26 protein-coding genes are annotated in these 22,939 nt (G+C 34.1%); 14 read left to right on the forward strand and 12 right to left on the reverse strand.

Annotated elements, in window-relative coordinates; genetic code table 11:
• Positions 1–36: 36 nt before the first annotated feature.
• Together J0383_RS04180 and J0383_RS04185 are read left to right on the forward strand one after the other, a co-directional pair.
• Complete coding sequence (locus J0383_RS04180) at positions 37–651, forward strand: SatD family protein (RefSeq protein WP_207297196.1); 615 nt, start codon at positions 37–39, stop codon at positions 649–651.
• Positions 648–1,364, forward strand: a complete 717-nt coding sequence (locus J0383_RS04185) for a DUF3307 domain-containing protein (RefSeq protein ID WP_207297197.1) — start codon at positions 648–650, stop codon at positions 1,362–1,364. Before J0383_RS04180 ends, J0383_RS04185 begins: the two co-directional genes overlap by 4 nt.
• Here J0383_RS04185 and J0383_RS04190 read toward each other — a convergent pair.
• A complete protein-coding gene (locus J0383_RS04190; RefSeq protein WP_207297198.1) occupies positions 1,350–2,384 on the reverse strand; it encodes a quinone-dependent dihydroorotate dehydrogenase in 1,035 nt (344 codons plus the stop codon). The genes J0383_RS04185 and J0383_RS04190 overlap by 15 nt on opposite strands.
• A gap of 261 nt (positions 2,385–2,645) precedes the next feature.
• Here J0383_RS04190 and J0383_RS04195 point away from each other — a divergent pair, with 261 nt between their 5' ends.
• From J0383_RS04195 to J0383_RS04215, 5 genes are all read left to right on the forward strand, one after another.
• The gene (locus J0383_RS04195; protein WP_207297199.1) at positions 2,646–3,866 is read left to right on the forward strand and encodes an OprO/OprP family phosphate-selective porin; all 1,221 of its coding nucleotides are present in this window, start codon (positions 2,646–2,648) and stop codon (positions 3,864–3,866) included.
• A gap of 87 nt (positions 3,867–3,953) precedes the next feature.
• On the forward strand, positions 3,954–4,922 hold the full coding sequence (locus J0383_RS04200) for a DUF6515 family protein (protein WP_207297200.1): 969 nt from the start codon (positions 3,954–3,956) through the stop codon (positions 4,920–4,922).
• A gap of 108 nt (positions 4,923–5,030) precedes the next feature.
• Complete coding sequence (locus tag J0383_RS04205) at positions 5,031–6,167, forward strand: formylglycine-generating enzyme family protein (protein WP_207297201.1); 1,137 nt, start codon at positions 5,031–5,033, stop codon at positions 6,165–6,167.
• Positions 6,168–6,284: 117 nt separating this feature from the next.
• Positions 6,285–7,562, forward strand: a complete 1,278-nt coding sequence (pepT, locus tag J0383_RS04210; RefSeq protein WP_207297202.1) for a peptidase T — start codon at positions 6,285–6,287, stop codon at positions 7,560–7,562.
• 2 nt (positions 7,563–7,564) lie between these two features.
• Complete coding sequence (locus tag J0383_RS04215; RefSeq protein WP_207297203.1) at positions 7,565–8,152, forward strand: YdeI/OmpD-associated family protein; 588 nt, start codon at positions 7,565–7,567, stop codon at positions 8,150–8,152.
• A gap of 279 nt (positions 8,153–8,431) precedes the next feature.
• Here J0383_RS04215 and yajC read toward each other — a convergent pair whose 3' ends face one another.
• From yajC to J0383_RS04230, 3 genes are all read right to left on the reverse strand, one after another.
• The gene (yajC, locus tag J0383_RS04220) at positions 8,432–8,707 is read right to left on the reverse strand and encodes a preprotein translocase subunit YajC (protein WP_207297204.1); all 276 of its coding nucleotides are present in this window, start codon (positions 8,705–8,707) and stop codon (positions 8,432–8,434) included.
• Positions 8,708–8,783: 76 nt separating this feature from the next.
• Positions 8,784–9,695 (reverse strand): transcription antitermination factor NusB, encoded by a 912-nt coding sequence (gene nusB, locus J0383_RS04225; RefSeq protein ID WP_207298649.1) that lies wholly within the window; start codon positions 9,693–9,695, stop codon positions 8,784–8,786.
• Between the two features lie 381 nt (positions 9,696–10,076).
• Positions 10,077–11,183 (reverse strand): Glu/Leu/Phe/Val family dehydrogenase, encoded by a 1,107-nt coding sequence (locus tag J0383_RS04230; protein ID WP_317196724.1) that lies wholly within the window; start codon positions 11,181–11,183, stop codon positions 10,077–10,079.
• Between the two features lie 204 nt (positions 11,184–11,387).
• On the opposite strand from J0383_RS04230, the gene J0383_RS04235 reads away from it, so the two are divergent.
• From J0383_RS04235 to J0383_RS04250, 4 genes are all read left to right on the forward strand, one after another.
• The gene (locus J0383_RS04235) at positions 11,388–13,166 is read left to right on the forward strand and encodes an ABC transporter ATP-binding protein (RefSeq protein WP_207297205.1); all 1,779 of its coding nucleotides are present in this window, start codon (positions 11,388–11,390) and stop codon (positions 13,164–13,166) included.
• Between the two features lie 68 nt (positions 13,167–13,234).
• Positions 13,235–13,603 carry a PUR family DNA/RNA-binding protein gene (locus tag J0383_RS04240; protein WP_207298651.1) on the forward strand — a complete coding sequence of 123 codons (369 nt, stop codon included), beginning with the start codon at positions 13,235–13,237 and terminating at the stop codon, positions 13,601–13,603.
• A gap of 129 nt (positions 13,604–13,732) precedes the next feature.
• Positions 13,733–14,557 carry an alpha/beta hydrolase gene (locus J0383_RS04245; protein ID WP_207297206.1) on the forward strand — a complete coding sequence of 275 codons (825 nt, stop codon included), beginning with the start codon at positions 13,733–13,735 and terminating at the stop codon, positions 14,555–14,557.
• Between the two features lie 23 nt (positions 14,558–14,580).
• Positions 14,581–15,129, forward strand: a complete 549-nt coding sequence (locus J0383_RS04250; RefSeq protein WP_207297207.1) for an RBBP9/YdeN family alpha/beta hydrolase — start codon at positions 14,581–14,583, stop codon at positions 15,127–15,129.
• A 93-nt stretch (positions 15,130–15,222) separates the two neighbouring features.
• Here the strand turns inward: J0383_RS04250 and J0383_RS04255 are convergent, their stop codons facing one another.
• Entirely contained in the window at positions 15,223–15,558 is a 336-nt protein-coding gene (locus J0383_RS04255; protein WP_207297208.1) for a tRNA-binding protein, read from the reverse strand.
• A 128-nt stretch (positions 15,559–15,686) separates the two neighbouring features.
• Between J0383_RS04255 and J0383_RS04260 the strand changes: the two genes are divergently transcribed.
• The 3 genes from J0383_RS04260 (at position 15,687) to J0383_RS04270 (ending at position 18,028) form a co-directional block, all read left to right on the forward strand.
• Positions 15,687–16,580, forward strand: coding sequence for an alpha/beta fold hydrolase (locus tag J0383_RS04260; protein WP_207297209.1), 894 nt, complete (start codon positions 15,687–15,689; stop codon positions 16,578–16,580).
• A gap of 109 nt (positions 16,581–16,689) precedes the next feature.
• Complete coding sequence (locus J0383_RS04265) at positions 16,690–17,244, forward strand: thioredoxin family protein (protein ID WP_207297210.1); 555 nt, start codon at positions 16,690–16,692, stop codon at positions 17,242–17,244.
• 391 nt (positions 17,245–17,635) lie between these two features.
• Entirely contained in the window at positions 17,636–18,028 is a 393-nt protein-coding gene (locus tag J0383_RS04270) for a GreA/GreB family elongation factor (RefSeq protein WP_207297211.1), read from the forward strand.
• 106 nt (positions 18,029–18,134) lie between these two features.
• Here J0383_RS04270 and J0383_RS04275 read toward each other — a convergent pair whose 3' ends face one another.
• From J0383_RS04275 to J0383_RS04305, 7 genes are all read right to left on the reverse strand, one after another.
• Positions 18,135–18,455 carry a c-type cytochrome gene (locus J0383_RS04275; protein ID WP_207297212.1) on the reverse strand — a complete coding sequence of 107 codons (321 nt, stop codon included), beginning with the start codon at positions 18,453–18,455 and terminating at the stop codon, positions 18,135–18,137.
• A gap of 88 nt (positions 18,456–18,543) precedes the next feature.
• Positions 18,544–19,476, reverse strand: a complete 933-nt coding sequence (locus tag J0383_RS04280; RefSeq protein WP_207297213.1) for a peptidylprolyl isomerase — start codon at positions 19,474–19,476, stop codon at positions 18,544–18,546.
• A gap of 44 nt (positions 19,477–19,520) precedes the next feature.
• Positions 19,521–20,705, reverse strand: coding sequence for an MFS transporter (locus tag J0383_RS04285; protein ID WP_207297214.1), 1,185 nt, complete (start codon positions 20,703–20,705; stop codon positions 19,521–19,523).
• 147 nt (positions 20,706–20,852) lie between these two features.
• Complete coding sequence (locus tag J0383_RS04290) at positions 20,853–21,194, reverse strand: cupin domain-containing protein (RefSeq protein WP_207297215.1); 342 nt, start codon at positions 21,192–21,194, stop codon at positions 20,853–20,855.
• On the reverse strand, positions 21,170–21,388 hold the full coding sequence (locus J0383_RS04295) for a hypothetical protein (RefSeq protein WP_207297216.1): 219 nt from the start codon (positions 21,386–21,388) through the stop codon (positions 21,170–21,172). Before J0383_RS04295 ends, J0383_RS04290 begins: the two co-directional genes overlap by 25 nt.
• A gap of 101 nt (positions 21,389–21,489) precedes the next feature.
• Complete coding sequence (locus J0383_RS04300) at positions 21,490–22,362, reverse strand: sugar phosphate isomerase/epimerase family protein (protein ID WP_207297217.1); 873 nt, start codon at positions 22,360–22,362, stop codon at positions 21,490–21,492.
• 32 nt (positions 22,363–22,394) lie between these two features.
• Complete coding sequence (locus J0383_RS04305) at positions 22,395–22,931, reverse strand: NADPH-dependent FMN reductase (protein WP_207297218.1); 537 nt, start codon at positions 22,929–22,931, stop codon at positions 22,395–22,397.
• Positions 22,932–22,939 lie beyond the last annotated feature (8 nt).

Below are 22,939 nucleotides of genomic sequence, written 5' to 3' on the forward strand. Positions count from 1 at the left end.
ATAGAAAATTTATATTTTTTTAATTATATTTGATTTATGACTAGTGTAATTACAGGCGATATAATTGGTTCAAGACAACAAGAATCAGAACATTGGGTAGAAGATTTGAAGAAAATCTTGCATCCGCTTGGTAAAACCCCAAGTCAATGGGAAGTCTATCGAGGCGATGAATTTCAAATAGAAATTACAAATCCTGAAGATGCTTTATGGACTGCGGTTTTAATAAAAGCCCGTTTAAGAGCCTTAAAATCTGATGCACGAATGAGTATTGGTTTTGGAAATAAAACTCATAATGCCGAAAAAATTTCAGAAAGCAACGGATCTGCATTTATTAACTCGGGAGAACTTTTTGAAACGCTGAAAAAGCAGAAAGTCACTTTAGCGATGCGAACTGAAGATGCTGATTTGAACGAAAGAATAAATCTTATGATACAGCTGGCGTTGACTTTTATGGACAACTGGCTGGCACAGTCGGCAGAGTTTGTGGCTTTGGCAATAGAATATCCAAATTTGTCTCAGGAAGAACTCGGGCAAAAATTGGGAATTAATCAAGCAGCGGTAAGTCGAAGACTAAAACGTTCCCACTTTGATCTGATTATGAATTTAGACCGTTATTTTAGAACACAAATAAAACAACTTACAGCCTTATGATTTTATTTATAAAACTGCTTCTGGCACATTTGTTAGGTGATTTTATCTGGCAGCCCAATTCATGGGTAGCTCATAAAGAAGCTCATAAACATAAAAGTATTTATTTATACCTTCATATCTTTCTTCATGGGATTTTGGCTGCCGTTTTAGCGGGTGAAATTTCCTTTATACCGTATGCTGTTTTAATTGCAATTACACACGGCATAATTGACTTAACCAAACTTCATTTTCAAAAAAGCAAAAATAAACGAACATGGTTTGTGGTTGATCAAATTGCACATTTATTAATTTTAATTGGAATTACGCTTTTATACGAAAATGAAAATATAGACTTTCTTTGGTTTGACAATCGGTTCTGGATTTTACTAACGGGAATTTTATTAGTAACCAAACCGGCTTCTATTTTCATCAAAACCATAATTTCAATCTGGAGTCCAGAAAGTCAAAACAGTCATCAGGATAATTCTCTTGCCAGTGCTGGAAATTATATTGGCATTTTAGAACGTTTACTTACAGTCTGTTTTATTCTAACGGGACATTTTGAAGCCATTGGATTTTTACTGGCCGCAAAATCCATTTTCAGGTTTGGAGATTTAAAAGAAGCCAAAGACCGAAAACTAACCGAATACGTTATGATTGGTACTCTGATTAGTTTTGGAATTGCGATAATTACGGGCTTAATTCTTCAAGCGCTTCTTTTACAACTGTTTTAAAACTTTCTTATTGATGGCTTTTATCAAAGCAGGACCTTCATAAATAAATCCGGTATACAATTGCACTAAACTTGCTCCTGCATTTAATTTTTCGATAGCATCGTCTGCAGAGTGAATTCCTCCTACTCCAATAATTGGAAATGCTTTATTGCTTTTTTCTGAAAGAAAACGAATTACTTCTGTAGAACGTTTTGTTAATGGCTTTCCAGATAATCCACCCATTTCTGTTTGGTTTGCAGATTGTAATCCGTCTCTTGAAATAGTGGTGTTTGTGGCAATAACACCTGCAATCTGAGTGGTTTTTACAATATCGATAATATCTAATAATTGCTCATCTGTTAAGTCTGGAGCAATTTTTAAAAGAATAGGTTTTACTTTTTGAGTACTTGTTTTTTGTTTCTCAACATTTCTGTTTTGCAAAGTCTGAAGCAAAGCTGTCAAAGGTTCTTTATCTTGTAAAGCTCTTAAATTCGGTGTATTTGGAGAACTCACATTTACCACAAAATAGTCAACATGGTCAAACAAAGCATCAAAACAAATGATATAATCGTCTACCGCACTTTCATTTGGTGTTACTTTATTTTTTCCAATATTTCCTCCAATTAAAACATTTGAATTCTTTTTCAAACGTTCTACAGCTTCCTGAACTCCGCCATTATTAAATCCCATTCGGTTAATAATTGCCTGATCTTCTTTTAATCTGAACAAACGTTTCTTTGGATTTCCTTCTTGACCAACAGGAGTAACCGTTCCAATTTCGATAAAACCAAAACCAAAATCGCCTAATTCCTTGTAAAGCTTAGCATCTTTATCGAAACCAGCAGCAAGTCCAACCGGATTTTTAAATTTAATTCCGAAAACTTCTCTCTCTAAACGAGTGTCTTTTAACTCATAAATTGATCTTATAATCGCCGAAACTCCAGGGATTTTTGAAATGAATTTTACAAATGAAAAAGTAAAGTAATGCACTTCTTCAGGATCAAACCAAAAAAGTATCGGACGGATTATCAATTTATACATAATGTTGTTGTGTTGTTTTTTTTCGGATGCAAATTTAGATATTAAACTTGAAAATGTCGGCACAAATAATTTCAATTTTGTTCAATTCTAAAACAATACATTTTCATAACTAATAAATATGCTTTTTAGGTTTCAAATTATAATATGAAACCAATTCAAACCTTCTTAAACACCTCTTTAGAACACATATAGCCTAATTTTGAAGTATTCTGTTTCATTTTTCATTCCGCAGCAAATCCATTTCATATCAACCTAAAAAATATGTGTAAGGCAGATAAAACGATTCTTGTTTCAAAAAAACTTCTATTAGTACTATGGCTGACTATTTGTTTAACAGCATCTGCACAGCAGGAAAAAGACACAACCAAGCTGATGACTGTTCGTTACGGAAACAAGGGAATCGAGCTTCGTACAAAAGACAATAAATTTCTTTTTCAGCTACAAAGCCGTTTACAATTTCGTTTTTCAACTCCTTACGATGCAGATCCTCTTACTTACGACGATTATAGTCAAGATGCACAAACCACTTTTAAAATTAACCGCGCCAGGCTCAAAATTGGCGGTCACGCTTTTGAACCTTGGCTGAACTATTATTGGGAATATGAACTAAGCCAATCCAACTTGCTGGATTTTAGAATCATGATTGAGAAATGGGAGTGGCTGAGTTTTAAAGCTGGACAATGGAAAACGGAATTTACCAGAGAACGCTACATTAGCAGCGGCGAACAGCAAATGGTTGAACGATCTTTGATCAATCGTCCTTTTACAGTTGACAGACAGCTTGGAGTTGAAGTTTACGGCCATTTAAAAGGAAATGGTATTGCTGATTTTAATTATTGGTTTGCCGCTTTAACTGGAACTGGGCGTGGCAGTACTGAAAACGATGATGGTAATTTAATGTACTTTGGAAGAACACAATGGAATTTTTTAGGAAGATTTCTCGATTTTGAAGGCAGTGATTTAGAATTCCATGAAAAACTGACTCCCATTATTGCTTTTTCTGCCATAACTAACCGAAGTCCTTACACGAGATTTTCGCAAGCTGGAGGTGGTTCTTTAGATGGTTTCGAAAATGGCGCTCCCGGTCAATACCGTGTAAATCAATGGAATTTTGAAAGCGCTTTTATGTATCGTGGCTTTTCATGGCAGAGCGAGTGGCATACCAAAGAAATTATCGACAAACTAGACAATGACCAGACCACTGTACTAAAAGGATATTATGTACAGGCAGGCTATTTTTTTCACAATATTTTTGATTGGTGGCCTAAACATTTGGAAATGGCAGGCCGACACGCCGCATACCGACCGGATAATTCTATAAGACAAAATAGGCAGGAAGAATCTACGCTGGCTTTTAACTGGTTTTTCAAAGGACACAAAAACAAACTCACTACAGAAGTCAGTTATTTTAGTTTTCAAGATAAAACACTTCCCTTAGAGCAAGGCTGGCGTTTTAGAATTCAATGGGATATTTCCTTATAATATTTACAAAGCTTTTTAAACTTTTTATCATATTAACAGTCATATCTTTTTTTTTGTCATAACTTTATTACACTTAAATCACTGAATATGAAAAACATATCCAACACAGTAAAAAAATCAGCACTATTATTATGCCTGATTGGAACATTTTTCCTTATTTCAATTGATAGTTTTGCGCAGCGCCGCGGTAATGCCGGATCGAGAGGCGGAGCCACGCATACGAGACCAGCAGCAACAAGACCTGCAACCACGAGACCAGGAGCTGGAGGCTCAGGTGTTCAAAGACCTAATAATACTGCAAACAGAGCGACAAGACCAGCCAATTCAAATAATAAGGCAACACGCCCTGCTACTCAAAACACTAGAGAACAAAATATTGCAAATCGAAACAACGGAAATAACATTAACAGAAACAATAACAACAGAACTGGAAATAGAAACACTAATATCAGTGGCAATACCGTAAACGTTAATGTAGACCGCAGTAGAGATATCAATGTCTACAATCGTAATACAGTTGTACGTCGTAATACAGTCGTTTATGCACGTCCTCCGTACAGATATGGCGGATATCGCTATTACGGCTACCATCCTTATTATTATCATCCATACCGACCTTATTATTGGGGACCTGTTTGGCATCCTTGGGGATTTTTTGTTACAACTTTGGCTGTTACAGCGATTGTTGTTAGTGTAGAAAGCACGCAATATCATTATGATCAAGGAAATTGGTATGCTCCAAGTAATGGCGGTTATCAGGTAGTTCCTGCTCCAGTGGGCGGAACCGTCAATAATATTCCAAGCGGTGCGCAGACAGTTAATACAGGAACTGTAAATAATTATTATTACGGAGGAACATTTTATGAAAAAGACGGAAGTAATTATAAAGTAGTACCGCCAACAGCAGGAACTTTAGTTGACAACCTACCGGAAGGCGGAACCGAAGTTACTATTGGAGATGTAAAATATATTAAGTTCGGCGAAACATACTATCAGCCTGTTCATGTTGACGGAAAAGACAAATACGAAGTCGTATTGGTTGAAGAAGATAAATAACAAAATATTTAAATTTTATTAATCCTATAAAATTACTATATTATAAAAGTTATTTTTTATAATTTTACTTCCATCTATTTGACATCCATACCAAATCAAAATAAAACCATGAAAAATAAAACCTTTTGGATTTTCGGTTTACTGACTTTATCGATTATTTCGATAGCGTACAGTTATACTAAATTTGCAGCACCAAAAACAGAAACAAAAGTTGCAGAATGTCATGACGTTCCCAATACCGGCGAAGCATCGGCGTTTCAGCCTACTATCGAAAACAAGAATAAACCAACTGGAAAAGCTCCAAAAGGAATGGTGTGGATTCCCGGCGGTGAATTTTCGATGGGATCAAATGTTGAAGACGAAAGTTTATGCAGCATAAAAGGCGTTACCAAAGATGCTGCTCCAATACATAGAGTATATGTTGACGGCTATTATATGGATGAGACCGAAGTAACAAACGAGGAATTCGAAAAATTTGTAAAAGCGACGGGTTATGTAACTGTTGCCGAACAAAAACCAACTAAAGAGGAATTCCCAACGGCAAATGAAGAAGATTTAATAACAGGTTCTGTAGTATTTACTCCTACACCATCTGCGGTAAATCTAAACAATTTTCTGCAATGGTGGCGTTACGAACCGGGTGCTGACTGGAGACATCCAGAAGGCCCTCAAAGCTCTATAAAAGGAAAAGAAAAATATCCTGTTGTGCATGTGGTTTATGAAGATGCTGAAGCGTATGCGAAATGGGCAGGAAAACGACTTCCAACGGAAGCCGAATGGGAGTTTGCGGCACGAGGCGGTAAAACAGGAAATCTATATGCTTGGGGAAACGATTTAAAACCTAAAGGAAAATTTCAAGCCAACATTTATCAAGGCCACTTCCCTATTCAAGATGGCGATACTGGCGAAGATGGATTTAAAGGAATTGCACCAACAAAACAATTCGCTCCAAATGCGTACGGTTTATATGATATTGCTGGAAATGTTTGGGAATGGGTGCATGATTGGTACAGCGTAGATTACTACAAATCATTAGCGGAAAGCGGAAAAGTTACCAAAAATCCGCAAGGGCCAAATGCGTATAACGATCCAAATGATCCAACACAAATAAAACGTGTACATCGCGGCGGTTCTTTTTTATGCACCGATCAATATTGCACTCGATATATGGTGGGAACAAGAGGGAAAGGCGAAATCAGATCGGCTGCCAATCATCTTGGTTTTAGATGTGTAAAAAGTATTTAAAATATATTTTGCCAAAGGATTCTTCAAAACAGAATCCTTTTTTTATTGCTTTTGTTTGAAAACTGCAAAATATATAGGCTCAAAAAATTGTCTATATTTGCTAAAAATAAAAAAGAAATGCAGCACATTATTGATCGTTTTATCAGTTATATAACAATTGATACTGAATCAGATCCGAATTCAACAACAACTCCGAGTACAGAAAAACAATGGAATCTTGCCCATAAATTAGTCGAAGAATTAAAAACTATTGGTTTAGAAGATGTTACTATAGACGACAAAGCGTATATCATGGCAACGCTTCCAAGCAATGTTGACCACGAAGTTCCTGTAATTGGATTTATTTCTCACTTTGATACTTCTCCAGATTTTAGCGGAGCCAATGTAAAACCTCAAATTGTAGAGAATTACGACGGAAAAGATATTGTTTTAAACGCAGAGAAAAACATCATTTTATCTCCTGATTATTTTAAAGATCTATTATTATATAAAGGACAGACCATTATTACCACTGATGGAACCACTCTATTAGGTGCCGATGATAAAGCTGGAATCACTGAAATCGTTTCTGCAATGGAATACCTAATTCAGCATCCGGAAATTAAACACGGAAAAATCAGGATTGGTTTTACACCAGATGAAGAAATCGGACGCGGTGCGCATCATTTTGATGTAGAGAAATTTGGTGCCCAATGGGCTTACACCATGGACGGAAGCCAGATTGGCGAATTAGAATATGAAAACTTTAATGCTGCTGGAGCCAAAATTACTTTTAAAGGAAAAAGCGTTCATCCTGGTTATGCCAAAGGAAAAATGATTAATTCGATGCTTTTAGCAAATGAATTTATCAATGAACTTCCAAAAGGTGAAACTCCGCAGGAAACTAGAGGTTATGAAGGCTTCTTCCACGTTCATCATATTAAAGGAAATATCGAAGAAACTGTTTTAGAACTGATTATCCGCGATCATAACAAAAAGAAATTCGAAAAGAGAAAAGAACTAATCACCAAAATTGCGAAGAAATTCAATAGAAAATTTGCAAAGAAATTTGGTGAAGATATTGTCATTACTGAAATAAGAGACCAGTATTACAATATGAAAGAAAAAGTACTTCCTGTAAAACACATCGTAGATATTGCCGAAAAAGCAATGCGTGACTTAAACATCAAGCCAATCATAAAACCTATTCGAGGCGGTACAGACGGTTCTCAATTATCATTCATGGGATTACCTTGTCCGAATATATTTGCGGGCGGCCACAACTTCCATGGAAAATACGAATATGTTCCAGCAGAAAGCATTCAGAAAGCAACTGATGTAATTGTAAAAATTGCTGAATTAACTGCTGTTCCAGGAATCTTTGATGCTTCAGAAAAACCTAAACGAAAAAGATAAAATTGGAATCAAAATCCGAAAATACAGGCATTTGGAAATATGGTGAAAAATGGACCGAAGAATTACTCCTGCTCAAAACCATAGTTGACAAAACAGAGCTGACAGAAACCACAAAATGGGGCGGTCCAGTATATGTTTACAACAAAAAGAATGTTGTAGGTCTCGGTGGATTCAAAGATTATTTTGCCATTTGGTTTTTCAATGGTGTATTTCTGAAAGATGACAAAAAGAAACTCATAAATGCTCAGGAAGAAGTAACAAAATCGTTGAGACAATGGCGTTTTACTTCTAAAGAAGAAGTAAACGAAAAAGAAATTCTGGAATACATTGCCGAAGCCATAGAAAACGAAAAACAAGGCAAAATCATTAAACCTTCTAAAAAAGAAACTATCGTTTCTGAACTTTTAGAAAAAGAAATGAATCAGAATCCGGCTTTGAAAGAGGCTTTTCAAAAATTCTCACCTTATAAACAATATGAGTTTTTAGAATACATCGAAAGTGCCAAACAAGAAAAAACAAAAATCTCAAGAATTGAAAAAGTAGTTCCGATGATTTTAGCAAGTGTTGGACTGAATGATAAATACAGATAATTTTTCTGAAATTCCAAGTTCTAAATTCTAAATTCCAAATTCCAAATTCTAAATTCCAAATTCTAAATTCCAAATTCTAAATTCCAAATTCTAAATTCCAAACTATACGAGACCTTTGTCAAAGTTTTAAACTTTGACAAAGGTTTTTCTTTGCAGATTTTCTTTTGCGATTTATCCTTATGCCGAAATGAGAAAATGTTGTGTATAAAATCACCCATAAAAAAATCCCAAACTCCTTTTTGGAATTTGGGATTTTATATTTTTGAAATTTTAAAAAACTTATGCTTTTTTATTCAAAGCGGCACTCAATTCTAAAGAGATAGCTGAACGCTCTAATTTTAATTTTCCTGACATTGTTTCGATTACAACAGTTGTTTCTGCTAATTCAGCAATTTTACCGTGAAATCCACTTTTTGTAACTATTTTGTCACCTACTTTTAGGCTGTTTTCAAATTCTTTTTCGTTTTTTGCTCTTTTTTGCTGTGGTCTAATCATGAAAAAGTAGATTACCACGAACATTAAAAGAAAAGGTGCAAATTGAGATAATTGTCCCATAATTAAATTCTGTTTTTGATTTATATTAATTTCTTTTTGGAATTTCGAATTTACTAATTGGAATTTCAGCTTTTAATTACATTAACCCTCTTCCAACTTTAACCATCTTTTTGTTGGCTTCAAGTTCTTTTACCAGATTGTCTAGAATTCCGTTGATAAAAATACTACTTTTTGGTGTAGAATACTCTTTTGCGATTTCTAAATATTCGTTAAGAGTTACTTTTACAGGAATTGAAGGAAATTTTAAAAATTCGCAGATTGCCATTTTCAAAATAATCGTATCGATTTCTGCAATCCTTTCGCTGTCCCAATTTGGTGTTTTATCATCGTATTCTTTTGCAAAAGCAGCTTCATTTAAAACAGTTCTTCTAAACAAATCTTTTGCAAAATCTTTATCCTCCACATCCTTATACAATTTAGGAACTCTAAATTCGTCTGGATTTTCAGTTTTAATCGCTTTTAATTGTTTAATGATATGCGTATTAACAACTGGAATATCATCAACCCATGTTAATTTATCATCTTCTAAATACTCGTATAATTTTTCATTCGGAACAATTACGTCCGAAAACAAATCAGCAATAAATTGTTTGTCTTCTTCAAATGTGTTTACATTATTCGACATGTATTTTTTGTACACATCGCTTTCTTTAATATCATTTAAAAGCAAAATGATATAATCATCGTTTAAAGCCCAATTGTTGATTTTACGATTTTCTAAAGCAATGCTTAAAGAATTACTTTCGGCAAGAAGCTGAAAGATTTTGTTTTTGATAAATTTTTCGTTTGGATTACGTTCTGCTGGAGTTGCAAGATGTTTTTTACTTGACAGATGTAAAAAAACAGATTCTTTTTTACATATTTCAATCAATGAAGAAAGCATAATCAAATATAAATCCTGAATATTATCAATACTGTAGAAAAGAAATTTTTCTTCTTTTTCCATATTATCAGAACCGCTTTGATGCATTGCATAAATGGACTGCATTACTTTAATGCGTATGTGTCTTCTATTTACCACCTCGTAAGAACATTTAAAAATTAGTCCGCAAAAGTAAAACTTTTAAGGCGTATTTTAAAATTAAATCGTAAAAAAGTGTTTAGTCGCGGTTTATAGTATTCAGTCGCAGTTTTCAGTCGCAGTTTTCAGTCGCAGTTTTCAGTCACAGTTTTCAGTCACAGTCTCAATTTGCTGCGTCAAAAAAATAATTATACCACTAAACTAAACTAAACTAAACTAAACCTGAGACTGAAAACTGAAAACTAAATATCGAAAACTTAATACCGAAAACCGAGACTGTAAACTAAAAAAAAGTCCCAGTTTCCAGCAGAACTGAAAACTGAGACTGAGACTGTAAACTAAAAAGAATTACTTAGAAGCGTTCTCGATTTTTCTTTGATCGATACGGTTTTGAGCAATTGTAAGTGCCGCTTTGTGCGTTGTAATTCCGTTTTTCGCAGCGTAATCGATAATTTCTAAAGTGGTGTTATAGATATTTTCTGTTTTCGCCATGATTTCAGCTTTACCATAGTGCTCTAATTCAGCATAAACATTAATGATTCCACCAGCGTTGATTAAGAAATCAGGAGCATATAAAATACCTCTGTCTTTCAATCTCTGACCGTGAACGTTTTCATCTGCCAACTGATTGTTTGCTGCACCAGCAATAACTTTAGCTTTAATTTTTTCTATTGTAGCATCGTTAATAGTTGCTCCCATTGCACATGGTGCGTAAATATCAACATCAGCAGTATATAAATCTTCTCCTGTATAAATAGAAGCGTTGTATTTTGAAGCAACCTGATATAATTTCTCTTCATTAATATCGGTAATGGTAACCTGTGCGCCTTCTTTAGTTAAATATTCAACCAAAGTTTCACCCACGTGTCCAATTCCTTGAACCAAAACTTTTTTACCATCTAAAACATCAGATCCAAACTGACTTTTAGCAGCTGCTTTCATTCCTAAATAAACTCCGTAAGCAGTAACTGGCGAAGGATTTCCAGAACCTCCTCTTTCCTCAGAAATTCCCGTAACGTAAGGCGTTACATCTCTTACAGTATCCATGTCTTTAGTTTCCATTCCAACATCTTCAGCTGTAATATATCTTCCGCTTAAAGAGTGAACAAATTCACCAAACTTACGCATTAATTCAGGCGTTTTTTGTGTTTTTGCATCTCCAATAATAACTGCTTTTCCACCGCCAATATTTAGACCGGTAATTGCTGATTTATAAGTCATACCTCTTGAAAGGCGCAGTACATCGTTTAGCGCTTCCCATTCAGTATTGTAATTCCACATTCTTGTACCTCCTAAAGCTGGTCCCATAACCGAATTATGAATACCAATAATTGCTTTTAAACCTGTATCTTTGTCATTGCAAAATACAATTTGTTCGTGATCATCAAAAGATAACTGACCAAAAACAGGATCCATTTTTTGAAGTTCCTTTCCAGTTGCGAAAGCTGCATTCATAGTGTTAGAATTTATTTGTTTAAAATTACGAAATCGTCAAAAAGACTTCTCAAACATAAACAAAAAATACACATGTGCTAATTTTTTATCCTTAAAATAACAATTTTACAATATAATTGTTTTGATTAAATTGCATTTTATTATAATTTTAATTAACAATAATTCATAAATTTAAATCAAATCAATATTGAATTTCTTAAAAAAATGAAAGAATTAAGCTATTTAAATAAATATTTCATCAAATATAAATACAGTTTTTCTCTTGGTATTTTAATCACCATAATCGCACAAATTTTCTTTTTGTTTACTCCAAAGCTGGTCAGCCACTCATTTGATGTCATTGAAAAATTTTTAAAATTATCAGAATCAGATCGTCACTCATCTATTATAGCTAATTTTTACAAGGAAGATTTAATTCATAACATCTTCTTAATCATAGGAAGTGCGATCGTAGGAGGATTTTTAACCTTTTTAATGCGTCAGACTTTAATTGTCATGTCTCGCCATGTTGAATTTGATTTAAAAAATGAGGTTTTCAAACAATATGAAAATCTTTCGCAGAATTTCTACAAGCAAAACCGTACCGGAGATTTAATGAATCGTATTAGCGAAGACGTTTCAAAAGTGAGAATGTATGTGGGACCAGCTGTAATGTATACCATTAATACTTTTATTCGTTTTGCGATTGTACTATTATATATGTATAATGTTTCGCCTTTGCTAACCCTTTACACCATTCTTCCTTTACCTATATTATCGTATTGTATTTTTAAACTAAGTTCTGAAATCAATAAACGAAGCACGACTTTTCAGCAATATTTGTCGAAAGTTTCTAGTTTTACTCAGGAAATATTTTCCGGGATTCGCGTCATAAAAGCCTATTCCTTAGAAAACCAGCATCAAAATAATATGGTAGATCTTGCCGAAGAAAGTAAACGAAAAAGTCTTGATCTTGCCAAAGTACAATCGCTTTTTGGCCCTTTAATGATCGCGCTTATCGGAATCAGTAATTTGGTTGTGATTTACTTTGGAGGCGTAATGTATATAAATGGAACAATTCCAAACATTGGAACCATTGCTGAGTTTATTTTATACGTTAATATGCTTACTTGGCCGGTTGCTTCTCTTGGATGGGTTTCATCGATGGTACAAGAAGCCGAAGCTTCTCAAAAACGTTTAAATGAATTTTTGAAAATCGAACCTGAAATCAAAAACAACAATCACAACTCATCAGAAATTAATGGCGAAATTGCTTTTCGAAATGTGAGTTTTACATATGAAGATACTAATATAGAAGCTTTAAAGAATGTCAGTTTTACTGTCAAAAAAGGCGAAACACTTGCTATTCTTGGAAAAACAGGTTCTGGAAAGTCTACAATATTATCATTGCTTTCCCGTTTATATGATGTTAGCGAGGGAGAAATCACAATTGACAACAAAGAAATCAGTACTTTAAATTTAAATGATCTTCGAAACAGTGTGGGTATTGTTCCTCAAGATGCGTTTTTATTTTCGGATACGATTAAAAACAATATCAAATTTGGAAATCAAAATGCAACTGATGAAGAAGTTATCGCAGCAGCCAAAAGCGCTGTTGTTCATGACAATATTATTGCATTTAACAAACAGTATGATACGATTTTAGGAGAAAGAGGAATCACACTTTCGGGCGGACAAAAACAGCGTGTTTCGATTGCAAGAGCGCTTATAAAAAACCCTGCAATTTTACTTTTTGACGATTGTTTGTCTGCTGTCGATACAGAAACTGAAGAAATCATCTTAAATAACTTATTTGAATTTTGTAAAAATAAAACTACAATTATTGTCAGTCATCGAGTTTCTTCGGCTAAAAATGCCGACAAAATCATCATTTTAGAAGATGGTGAAATAATCCAACAAGGCTCTCATAATCAATTGATAAATCAAGAAGGCTATTATGCAGCGTTATATTTAAAACAACTTTCGGAAAAAGAATTACTTTAATTGTTGCGTAATAGATAATTTTTTATGATTTTTGATTACTATTAATTCCAAAAATGATAGAACGTATTATGAGAGAAAATGACATGTTAGAAAAAGAAGAAATTTTTTCTAAAGTATTACGAGCAGGAAGAAGAACTTATTTCTTTGATGTGAGAGCTACTAAAGCTGACGATTATTACATTACAATTACCGAAAGCAAAAAGTTTACTGAAGAAGATGGTTCATTTCACTTTAAAAAACACAAAATTTACTTATATAAAGAAGATTTTAGTGCTTTCGCAGAAATATTAGAAGAAATGACTTCATACGTTTTAAACCACAAAGGCGAAGAAGTAATCTCTGAAAGACATCAAAAAGATTTCAAAAAAGAATACAGTTCTGACAAAGCTGAAACTACACGATCAAGCTTTACCGATATTGATTTCGACGATATTTAATCTATATAACTTTTTAAAAGTATAAGTCCAATTTGTTTAGCATTTTGGACTTTTTTTATATATTTAAGTTCTATTAATTCAATCGATTTTAAGTTTTAATCTTAAAATCAAACTACAAACTATAATACAATGAAAAATTTACTTCTTTTACTAAGCTTTATCTTGATTAGTATAACCTCAACTGCACAAAAATTAGAGTATGAAACCAAATCTAACATTCAATATTACAGTGCGGCCATCAACAAATCCGACAGTTACATTAACGAAAGATGTGTGCTGGATATCTATTATCCAAAAAACAGTAAAGGTTTTGCTACCATTGTCTGGTTTCATGGCGGAGGATTAACTGGTGGAAACAAAGAAATTCCTGAAGCTTTAAAAAATAAAGGTTTTGCCATTATTGGTGTTAATTATAGATTGTCTCCAAAAGCAAAAGCCGAAAAAGCGATTGAAGATGCAGCAGCGGCAGTGAGCTGGGCTTTTAACAATATTACCAGTTATGGCGGTGACGCTTCGGAAATATTTGTTTCAGGACATTCTGCCGGAGGTTATTTGGCCAGCATGATTGGTCTCGATAAAAAATGGCTTCAGAAAGAAGGAATCGATGCCAATAGAATCGCTGGATTAATTCCGTTTAGCGGACAATGTATCACTCATTTTGAAATTAGAAGAGAAAATGGAATTCCCGAAAAACAGCCTACAATTGACCAATTTGCTCCTTTGTATTACGTTCGCGCCGATGCTCCGCCCCTTTTATTAATTACAGGTGACCGTGAATTAGAAATGTTAGGCCGTTACGAAGAAAACGCTTATATGGCAAGAATGATGAAACTTGTTGGACACACTCAAACCAAATTATACGAATTAGACGGTTACGGACATGGTATGACGGAACCTGCTTTCCCACTTTTGGTAAACGAAGTAAACCGAATTTTAAAAGAGCGCAAAAAATAAATCACTAAATCACATCCACGGCAATGGAAACACAACTCTTAATACTGCCAGGACTCGGGGATTCCGGAGAAAAACACTGGCAGACCTTTTGGCATGAAAAATTTAAAAATTCAATACGTTTAATTCAAGATAATTGGGATGAACCGCTTCGCGAAGACTGGCTCGCACGTTTAAATGAAGAAATTTCGAAACTAACGCAGCCTACAATTTTAGTTGCACACAGTTTAGCCGTTTCTTTGGTTTTACATTGGGCAGAAAAAAACAGCAGCAAAAATATAATTGGAGCTCTATTGGTAGCTCCTGCCGATGTTGATTCACCAGAACATACGCCAGATGTTATCCGAAATTTTTCGCCAATGCCGCTTTATACACTTCCTTTTCCTTCTATTGTAGTAGCAAGCGAAAACGATCCGTACGCCTTATTTGAAAGAAAACAATATTTTGCCGAAAAATGGGGAAGTGATTTTGTAAACGTTGGCCAGCAAGGACACATCAACTCTGACTCTGATTTAAGATATTGGGAAGAAGGACAGTTGATTTTACAACAACTTATTAAGAAGATTAATTCTTAGTTTTCAGTATTCAGTATTCAGTCGCAGTTTTCAGTGCAAAACTGTCTAAGAACAAAAACTGTGACTGTGAACTGCGACTGAAAACTAAAAAAATCACCCAATCCTCAATCCATTTTCAATCTTAAAATCGGGAGCTAATAAAATTACGTCTCCCTCCTCGCCTACGGCGCCAAGCACCAGGCACTCACTCATAAATTTACCAATTTGTTTTCTTGGAAAATTGACAACAGCAACAATTTGTCGGTTGATTAAATCTTCTTTTTTATAACGTTTGGTAATTTGCGCCGATGATTTTCGAATGCCGATTTCTAATCCAAAATCGATCGTTAACTGATAGGCAGGTTTTCTGGCTTCGGGAAAATCATTTACTTCCAAAATTGTTCCTACACGCATATCGGTTCTTTCAAATTCATTCCAAGTTAAATCCATAATTATTAAGGTTTTATTACAAACCTATTAATTTTATAACGAATAGGACTAATTCTATAACCTCTTTTTTTGATACTCCGTTTAATTTTACTAATCAATTTCTTGAATTAATCGTAAAAAAATATACAATGGAAAATAGTGTAATTAATCCTGGTACCTCCATTAGAGATTTAGACTTTAATGTCCATCAGCAAAATACAGACAAATACATCGAAACTGCCAAAAATGTAAAACTTTATGTGAGGGATTATGGAAAGGGAAAACCCGTAATTTTAATTCATGGCTGGCCGCTTTCTAATGAAATGTGGGAATACCAAATAGAATTTTTGGTACAAAATAATTTTAGAGTAATCGCTTATGACCGACGTGGTTTTGGAAAATCATCTCAACCTTGGAATGGTTACGATTACGACACTTTAACCGATGATTTGAGCGAAATTATCGATCAGTTGCAATTAGAAAACGTTACACTTGTAGGGTTTTCAATGGGCGGTGGCGAAGTAGTTCGTTACTTCAGCCGTCATCAAGGGAAAGGAGTTGAAAAAGCGGCTTTGATATCTTCTATTATTCCTTTTTTATTAAAAACGGAAGATAATCCTGAAGGTCATCCAAGAGAGAAAAGTGATTCAACAGCCGCATCGATAAAAGAAGACCGAATTGGTTTTGTAGATAATTTTGGTAAAACCTTTTTTGGTGTTAATATTATCAACAAACCTTTAAGCACCGCTTTATTAGAATATTACAGAATGCTTTGTTCATTTGCTTCTCCTCGTGCCACATTAAAATGTGCTGAATCATTTTCATTTACTGATTTTAGAGATGAACTTCAAACTGTAAATGTACCAACACTTATTATTCACGGAAATGACGATAAAATTGTTCCTATCGATTTAACTTCTAAAAAAGCTGCAGAAAAAATAGCACGCAATAATTATATTGTTTATGAAGGCGCACCTCACGGTTTGTTTTATACAGAACGAGATAGATTGAATGAAGATTTACTTGAATTTTTAAATTCATAAGCCGTAAGAACATATTTTAGTATAAATAGAAAGATCGCAATATTTACTATTGTGATCTTTTTTTTACAGATAATAAAAGTTATTTTTGAAAACTAATTATTTGTAAAAAATGGCTCGAACTCCATCAAATATGGTTCCGCTTGGAACAATTGCTCCTGAATTCTTTTTAAAAGACACTAATTCGAATAATACGTATTCGTTTGCTGATTTAAAAGGCTCAAAAGGAACTCTTGTCATTTTTATGTGTAATCATTGCCCGTTTGTGCTTCATGTAATTAATGAGATTGTGATGATTGCAAACGATTACAGAGTTCAGGGATTGGGAATTATTGCCATTTCAAGTAATGATGTTGAAAAATATCCTCAAGATTCACCAGAAATGATGGCTGAATTTGCCTTACAGCATAAAATTGATTTTCCTTATTTATATGATGAAACTCAGGAAACAGCCAAAGCATACGATGCGGCCTGTACTCCAGATTTCTATTTGTTCGACAATCAAAACCGTTTATTTTACAGAGGACAACTAGACGATTCAAGACCTGGAAATGGAATTCCGCTGAGCGGTACTGATTTACGAAATGCTATTGATGCTTTGATATACAATAGAACTTTAAGCGAAATCCAAAAGCCGAGTATTGGCTGTAATATCAAATGGAAATAAAGCTTTTACCTATTAAAAAAAGTTTCTTATCTTTGCCATCATAACAAAATTTACTCATTGTGAGCACCATAACAATATTTACAATTGCTGCGTTGCTGTTTTCTTTTTCAAGAAGACCGCTTTCGGCTGTATTTATTTCACAGAGTAAGGCCTTTATTAATTAGGCCTCCGTCTATTTCACTTTTCTTCTTTCAGGCGGAGGATTTACATCAGTTTTAAACCTTTATTTATTTGACAAAAATCAAATTAGTCAAATATTTTTTGTTTTTATTTAAAGTTTCGTAGAAATCTGTCTTGAAAAAAGGCCTGTAAAACAACTGTCTCTTTAAATTTAAAAAGAAGAAAAATCATTCAAATAAAAATTAAAGCATAATAATAAATTCAAATAGATATGAAACCAACACCTACTTTCTGCAAAGCAGATTATCAATTTCTAAGAGAATTGATTTTAAAAAGTAAAAATGCAACAAATACAAAAGAAGCCAATCAGCTTTCACAGGAACTTGACCGCGCTGTAATAGGCAAAGAAAGTGATTTAGATTTGGTTATACGCATCAATTCCTTTGTGACTATTGAAGATGTAAAAGCCAATAAACAAATGAAAATTCAAATCGTTTTACCTTCGGCAGCCGATGTAAAACAATCTAAAATATCGATTCTAGCACCTTTAAGTGTGGCCATTATTGGTTTTAAAGAAAATGATCAAGTTGATTGGGAAATGCCTGCAGGTATTAAAACATTAAAGATTGTTGCTGTAGATAATTCGGCAGTACTTCATTCTTAATTTCAAAAACACCTCCTTTTGTGACGGTGTTTTTTTATATCTATTTGAAAAACAAAAACCGATTCAAAGTAATTGAATCGGTTTTTTATATTTTTTGAAATGAGAATTACAACTGAGAATCAATAAAATTGGTTATTGAAGCCATTTGCATATCGTCAAGTTTCGCCTTTTTCTGCATTCTTACCAAAATTGGTTTCCACTCTTCTTTGCTAAACTGTTTTGGTTCGTACCATTTATGACATTTTGCACAATTGTTATCATACAATTGTTTTCCTTCTGCCAAAGCTGTATCACCAAATACAAGATCTTTAGCAGATACTTCTTTTGAAGGCGGCGGCGGAGGTGGCGGAGCTTCTGCCATTGATTGTTTAGTACTACAGGCTACTAAAACTAAAACCGTTCCTGCTAAAATTAAAGTCTTTCTCATTACAATGTTTTTTAGTAAATATAAAAAAAATCCCATTCGGCGAGGAATGGGATTATTATTTAAAACAAAATTAAATTGTTTAGAATTCTTATTTAACGTCCATTAACTCAACGTCAAAAATCAAAGTTGCGTGTGGCGGGATAACACCTCCTGCACCTGATGGTCCGTAAGCTAAATCAGATGGAATGACAAAACGAGCTTTGTCACCAACTTGTAATAACGCGATACCTTCGTCCCATCCTTCGATAACTTGTCCAATTCCTAATTTGAATTCGATTGGTTTTTTACGTGGGTAAGATGAATCAAAAACTTTTCCGTTTTCTAAAGATCCTTCGTAGTGAACAGAAACTGTTTTCCCAGCTTCAGCTTTTTTACCTTCACCTTTCTGGATCATTTTGTAACGTAGACCACTTTCAGTTTTATCAAAACCAGCAGCTAATTGTTCCATTTTTGCTTCAGATTCTGCTTTTAAAGCTGCTTCTCTTTTCATACGAGCACCTTTTAAAGAAATGAAAGCTTCAATAGCATTCCATTTTTGAGCTTCTTCACCAACTCTGATAATTTCTACAGACTCTAAAGCATCACCTTGAGCAACAGCATCTACTACATCTTGTCCTTCAACCACATGTCCGAAAACAGTATGTTTTCCGTCTAACCAAGGAGTTGGAACGTGAGTAATAAAGAATTGAGAACCGTTTGTTCCAGGGCCTGAGTTTGCCATAGATAAAACTCCCGGACGATCGTGTTTTAAACTTGGTACAAATTCGTCGTCAAATTTATAACCTGGATCACCAGTTCCAGTTCCTTTTGGACAACCACCTTGAATCATGAAATCAGCAATTACTCTGTGGAAGTTTAATCCATCGTAGAATTTTTGCCCTTGAGGTTTTACTCTATTTTCCATGTTTCCTTCTGCAAGAGCTACAAAATTCCCTACAGTTCCAGGTGTCAAATCATGTGTAAGTTTTACTAAAATCGAACCTTTACTAGTATTGAATTTAGCGTATATTCCGTTTTCCATTGTTGTATTTTTTTTATTTGAACGCAAATTTACAAATTAATTTTTTAATCAATTTGCGCTTTCTCTTTTTTAGATTTTGATTTATAAGTCAGTCCGTAAACTGTTAATGACAGTAATGACAATACCATACAGCCAATTGTTACGGCATGCCATCCGCCCAGTTTCCATAATAATAATCCGTAAGCAGATCCTGCAGCTGTTCCTAAGAAACTGAAAGACATAAACACTGTATTAAGTCGGTTTCTAGCTTCTGGCAAAAGTGAATATACTCGCGTTTGGTTTGAGATATGAACTCCCTGAATTCCAATGTCAATAAAAACAATTCCAATCGCTACTCCTATGACACTTTCTATTGAAAAGTAGAAAATTAAAAAGCTTATTAGAATTAATAAACAGCCATATCCAACCGCAATTCTAGAATTTCCTTTATCACCAATTTTCCCCACTAAAGGCGCTGCCAAAGCTCCAGATGCACCAACAATTCCGAATAAACCAATTGTCGCACTATTGAAGTGAAATGGCTCTCCTGAAAGCAATAAAACCATTGTCGTCCAGAAAGCGCCAAATTGGGCAAAACTGAAAACATTGATTGCAGTTGCTTCACGCAAAACCGGCTGCGTTTTTATTAAAGTAAATAAAGATTGAATTAGCTGGCCGTAGGTTCCTTGAAACTGCGGTTTGTTTACTGGAAATTTGCTTTGGATAACAAAAAAGATTAAGAGACAAATTCCTGCTGCGATATAAAACATGGATCTCCAGCCTAGAACTTCGCCAATAAATCCGCTTAAGGTTCTGGAAAGTAAAATCCCGACCAAAAGTCCGCTCATGATCGTTCCAACTACTTTTCCACGTTGTTCGGGCGCACTTAAAGAAGCCGCCAGAGGCAGAATTAGCTGTGGAACAATCGAAGTAATTCCAATTAATAAAGAAGCGATTTGTAACACCAGAAAACTTTTGGCTGTAGCAGCAATTAACAATGCAATTACAGATGCAAAAGTGGTCATTAAAATCTGCCTTTTACGTTCTATTTTATCGCCAAGCGGTACCATGAAGAACAATCCAATGGCATAACCTGCTTGGGTAAGATACGTTATTGTTCCGGCACTGGCTTCGGGAATTTTAAATTCGTTAGCGATTAAGACAATCAAAGGCTGGCAGTAATACAGATTTGCAACGATAAGACCCGTGCAAACTGCCATAAAAAGTACATTAGTTTTTGATAAATTCATGTTGCAAAAATACCAATCTAATTTTTAGCAAAACTTTAAAAAATGTATAATTTTTAAGCTTTTTTTAAAACCATATAAGTCATAAAAGTTCATTTAAACTAAACACCTCAATTACTTATACAACTTATATTTTTGTTTTTTTTACTTTTAATAGTTCAAAAAGTCTTCTCTTGCAGGGCTGAAAACATCTGTAAGCATTCCTTCTTCAAGACAAACAACTCCGTGAACAGCATGAGGCGGAATATAAAAACTGTCGCCTTGCTGTAAAGTTTGGGTTACACCACTAATCGTTACATCAAATTTTCCGCTTGCTATATAGGTAAGCTGAGAATGATAATGATCGTGAAGCACACCAATTCCCCCTTTTTCAAAATGTACATTTACTAACATTACACGATCGTCAAACGCCAAGATTTTACGTTTGATTCCTTCTCCAACTACTTCCCACTCTATTTCGTTTCCTTTTATAAATTCTTTACTAGTTGCCATTTATTTACTTTTTCTAGGTCTTTTTTCATTAACGTTAATCCTTCTTCCAGATTATTTTCTTTAAAATATTTTTCCAGTTCTTGCAGCCTTTTTACATTATCATATTTAAATCCGGAATTTAATTTTCTTTGGCAAAGCGAACATAATCTAACTGAATGTTCATCAGTCTCCGGTATGCTATTGGTTCCGTTCATTACGAATTAAGAATTGGATTGGGATTTTCCTTTTTATTGGATTGACACGAACAAAGCATTACAAAAACCAGAAAAAGAATTTTCTTCATAAATCAACACTATTAGATTAGATTTTTAGCAATAAAATCACAACTCGTTTTTATAGATTCGATAGAATTCGAAGCATAATTATTTTCCTGTTCTACAAAAAAATGAACCATACCAGATTGCTTTGCTTCTTTAAAAAAGGGTTTAAAATCTATTGTTCCTGAACCTACTTCTGTATTTAACTTTTGATTCGTTTTGTCTGCATCCTTAACATGCCACATTTTAAAACGTCCTGGATTTTCGGCAAATAATCGCAAAGGATCATTTCCTGAATAGATAACCCAGTATAAATCTAATTCAAAATAAACCAAATCTTTATCGGTTTCTTTTAATAAAATTTCATAACCGGTAACTCCGTCGTGCTTTTGAAATTCAAAATCATGATTGTGATAAGCTAGTTTTAAACCCGCCTCTTTACACAACTTTGCCGCTTCATTTATTCGGAAAGCAATCTTCTTATAATCATCAATATTTTTCCTAAAAGGTTCATCAACCCACGGAACTGTCAGGAATTCGCTTTTTAAAACTTTTGCGGCTTCTATTGCTGCAATCAGCTCCGTTGTATTTCCGTCATACAAATAACTTCCTAAATTATAATGTCCGCTTACCGCTTTTAATCCATTATCATCGAGAATCTTTTTTAATTCCTTTGGAGTTAGTCCCCAAAACTGGTCTTTAATCGAATATCCGTATGTTTCGACGGTTGTAAAACCTGCTTTTGCTACTTTTTCCAAAACTACCTTTACATCTTTAGGAAGTTCTTCACGAAGCGTATATAACTGTAAACCTATTTCCTTTTTTTTCATAGTAAATGCAAATGATGGAGAAGCCAAAACTGCCGTAGCAGCCAGGCTTGTATTGATGATAAAGTTTCTTCTGGTGATCATTTTTTAAGCGGAATTTCAATTAAGTAAATCTACTATAAAAATTGATTCGCAAAGTAATTTATAAAATTTTGAAGTGCTTTTTCTGTTTCCTGATTGATGATTTTTCCATCAGCATCGATTTTACCACGTATTCCCTGAATTAAAAGTTGTGTGTTATCATCGAATTTCGCTTCAAGGGTTTTCATAATCAGTAATAATTGTTCATGTCCCATTTCACCAGAAGCAGAAGCCGTAATTAATCCTGTTTTTTTATTCGAAAATATTGTTGTTGAAACGCACCACTCCAAAGCATTTTTCAAACTTCCGGGTAAACTAAAAACATATTCAGGTGTACAGATAAGGACACCGTCTGCATTTTGGATTTTCTTTCTGAAAGATTCTACTTCTTTTGGAGGATTCTCTGTATCAAGATCGGGATTAAAGTGCGGAATAGCAGTCAGACCTTCAAAAATTTCTACTTCAAAATCAGATTTAAAATGTTCCGAAATATATTTGAGGATTTTATAATTACTAGAATTCGTTCTTGTACTTCCTGTAATGGCAAGTATTTTTATTGTTTTGAGTGACATTATTTGGT

The organism is Flavobacterium endoglycinae, from assembly GCF_017352115.1.
GTDB lineage: Bacteria > Bacteroidota > Bacteroidia > Flavobacteriales > Flavobacteriaceae > Flavobacterium > Flavobacterium endoglycinae.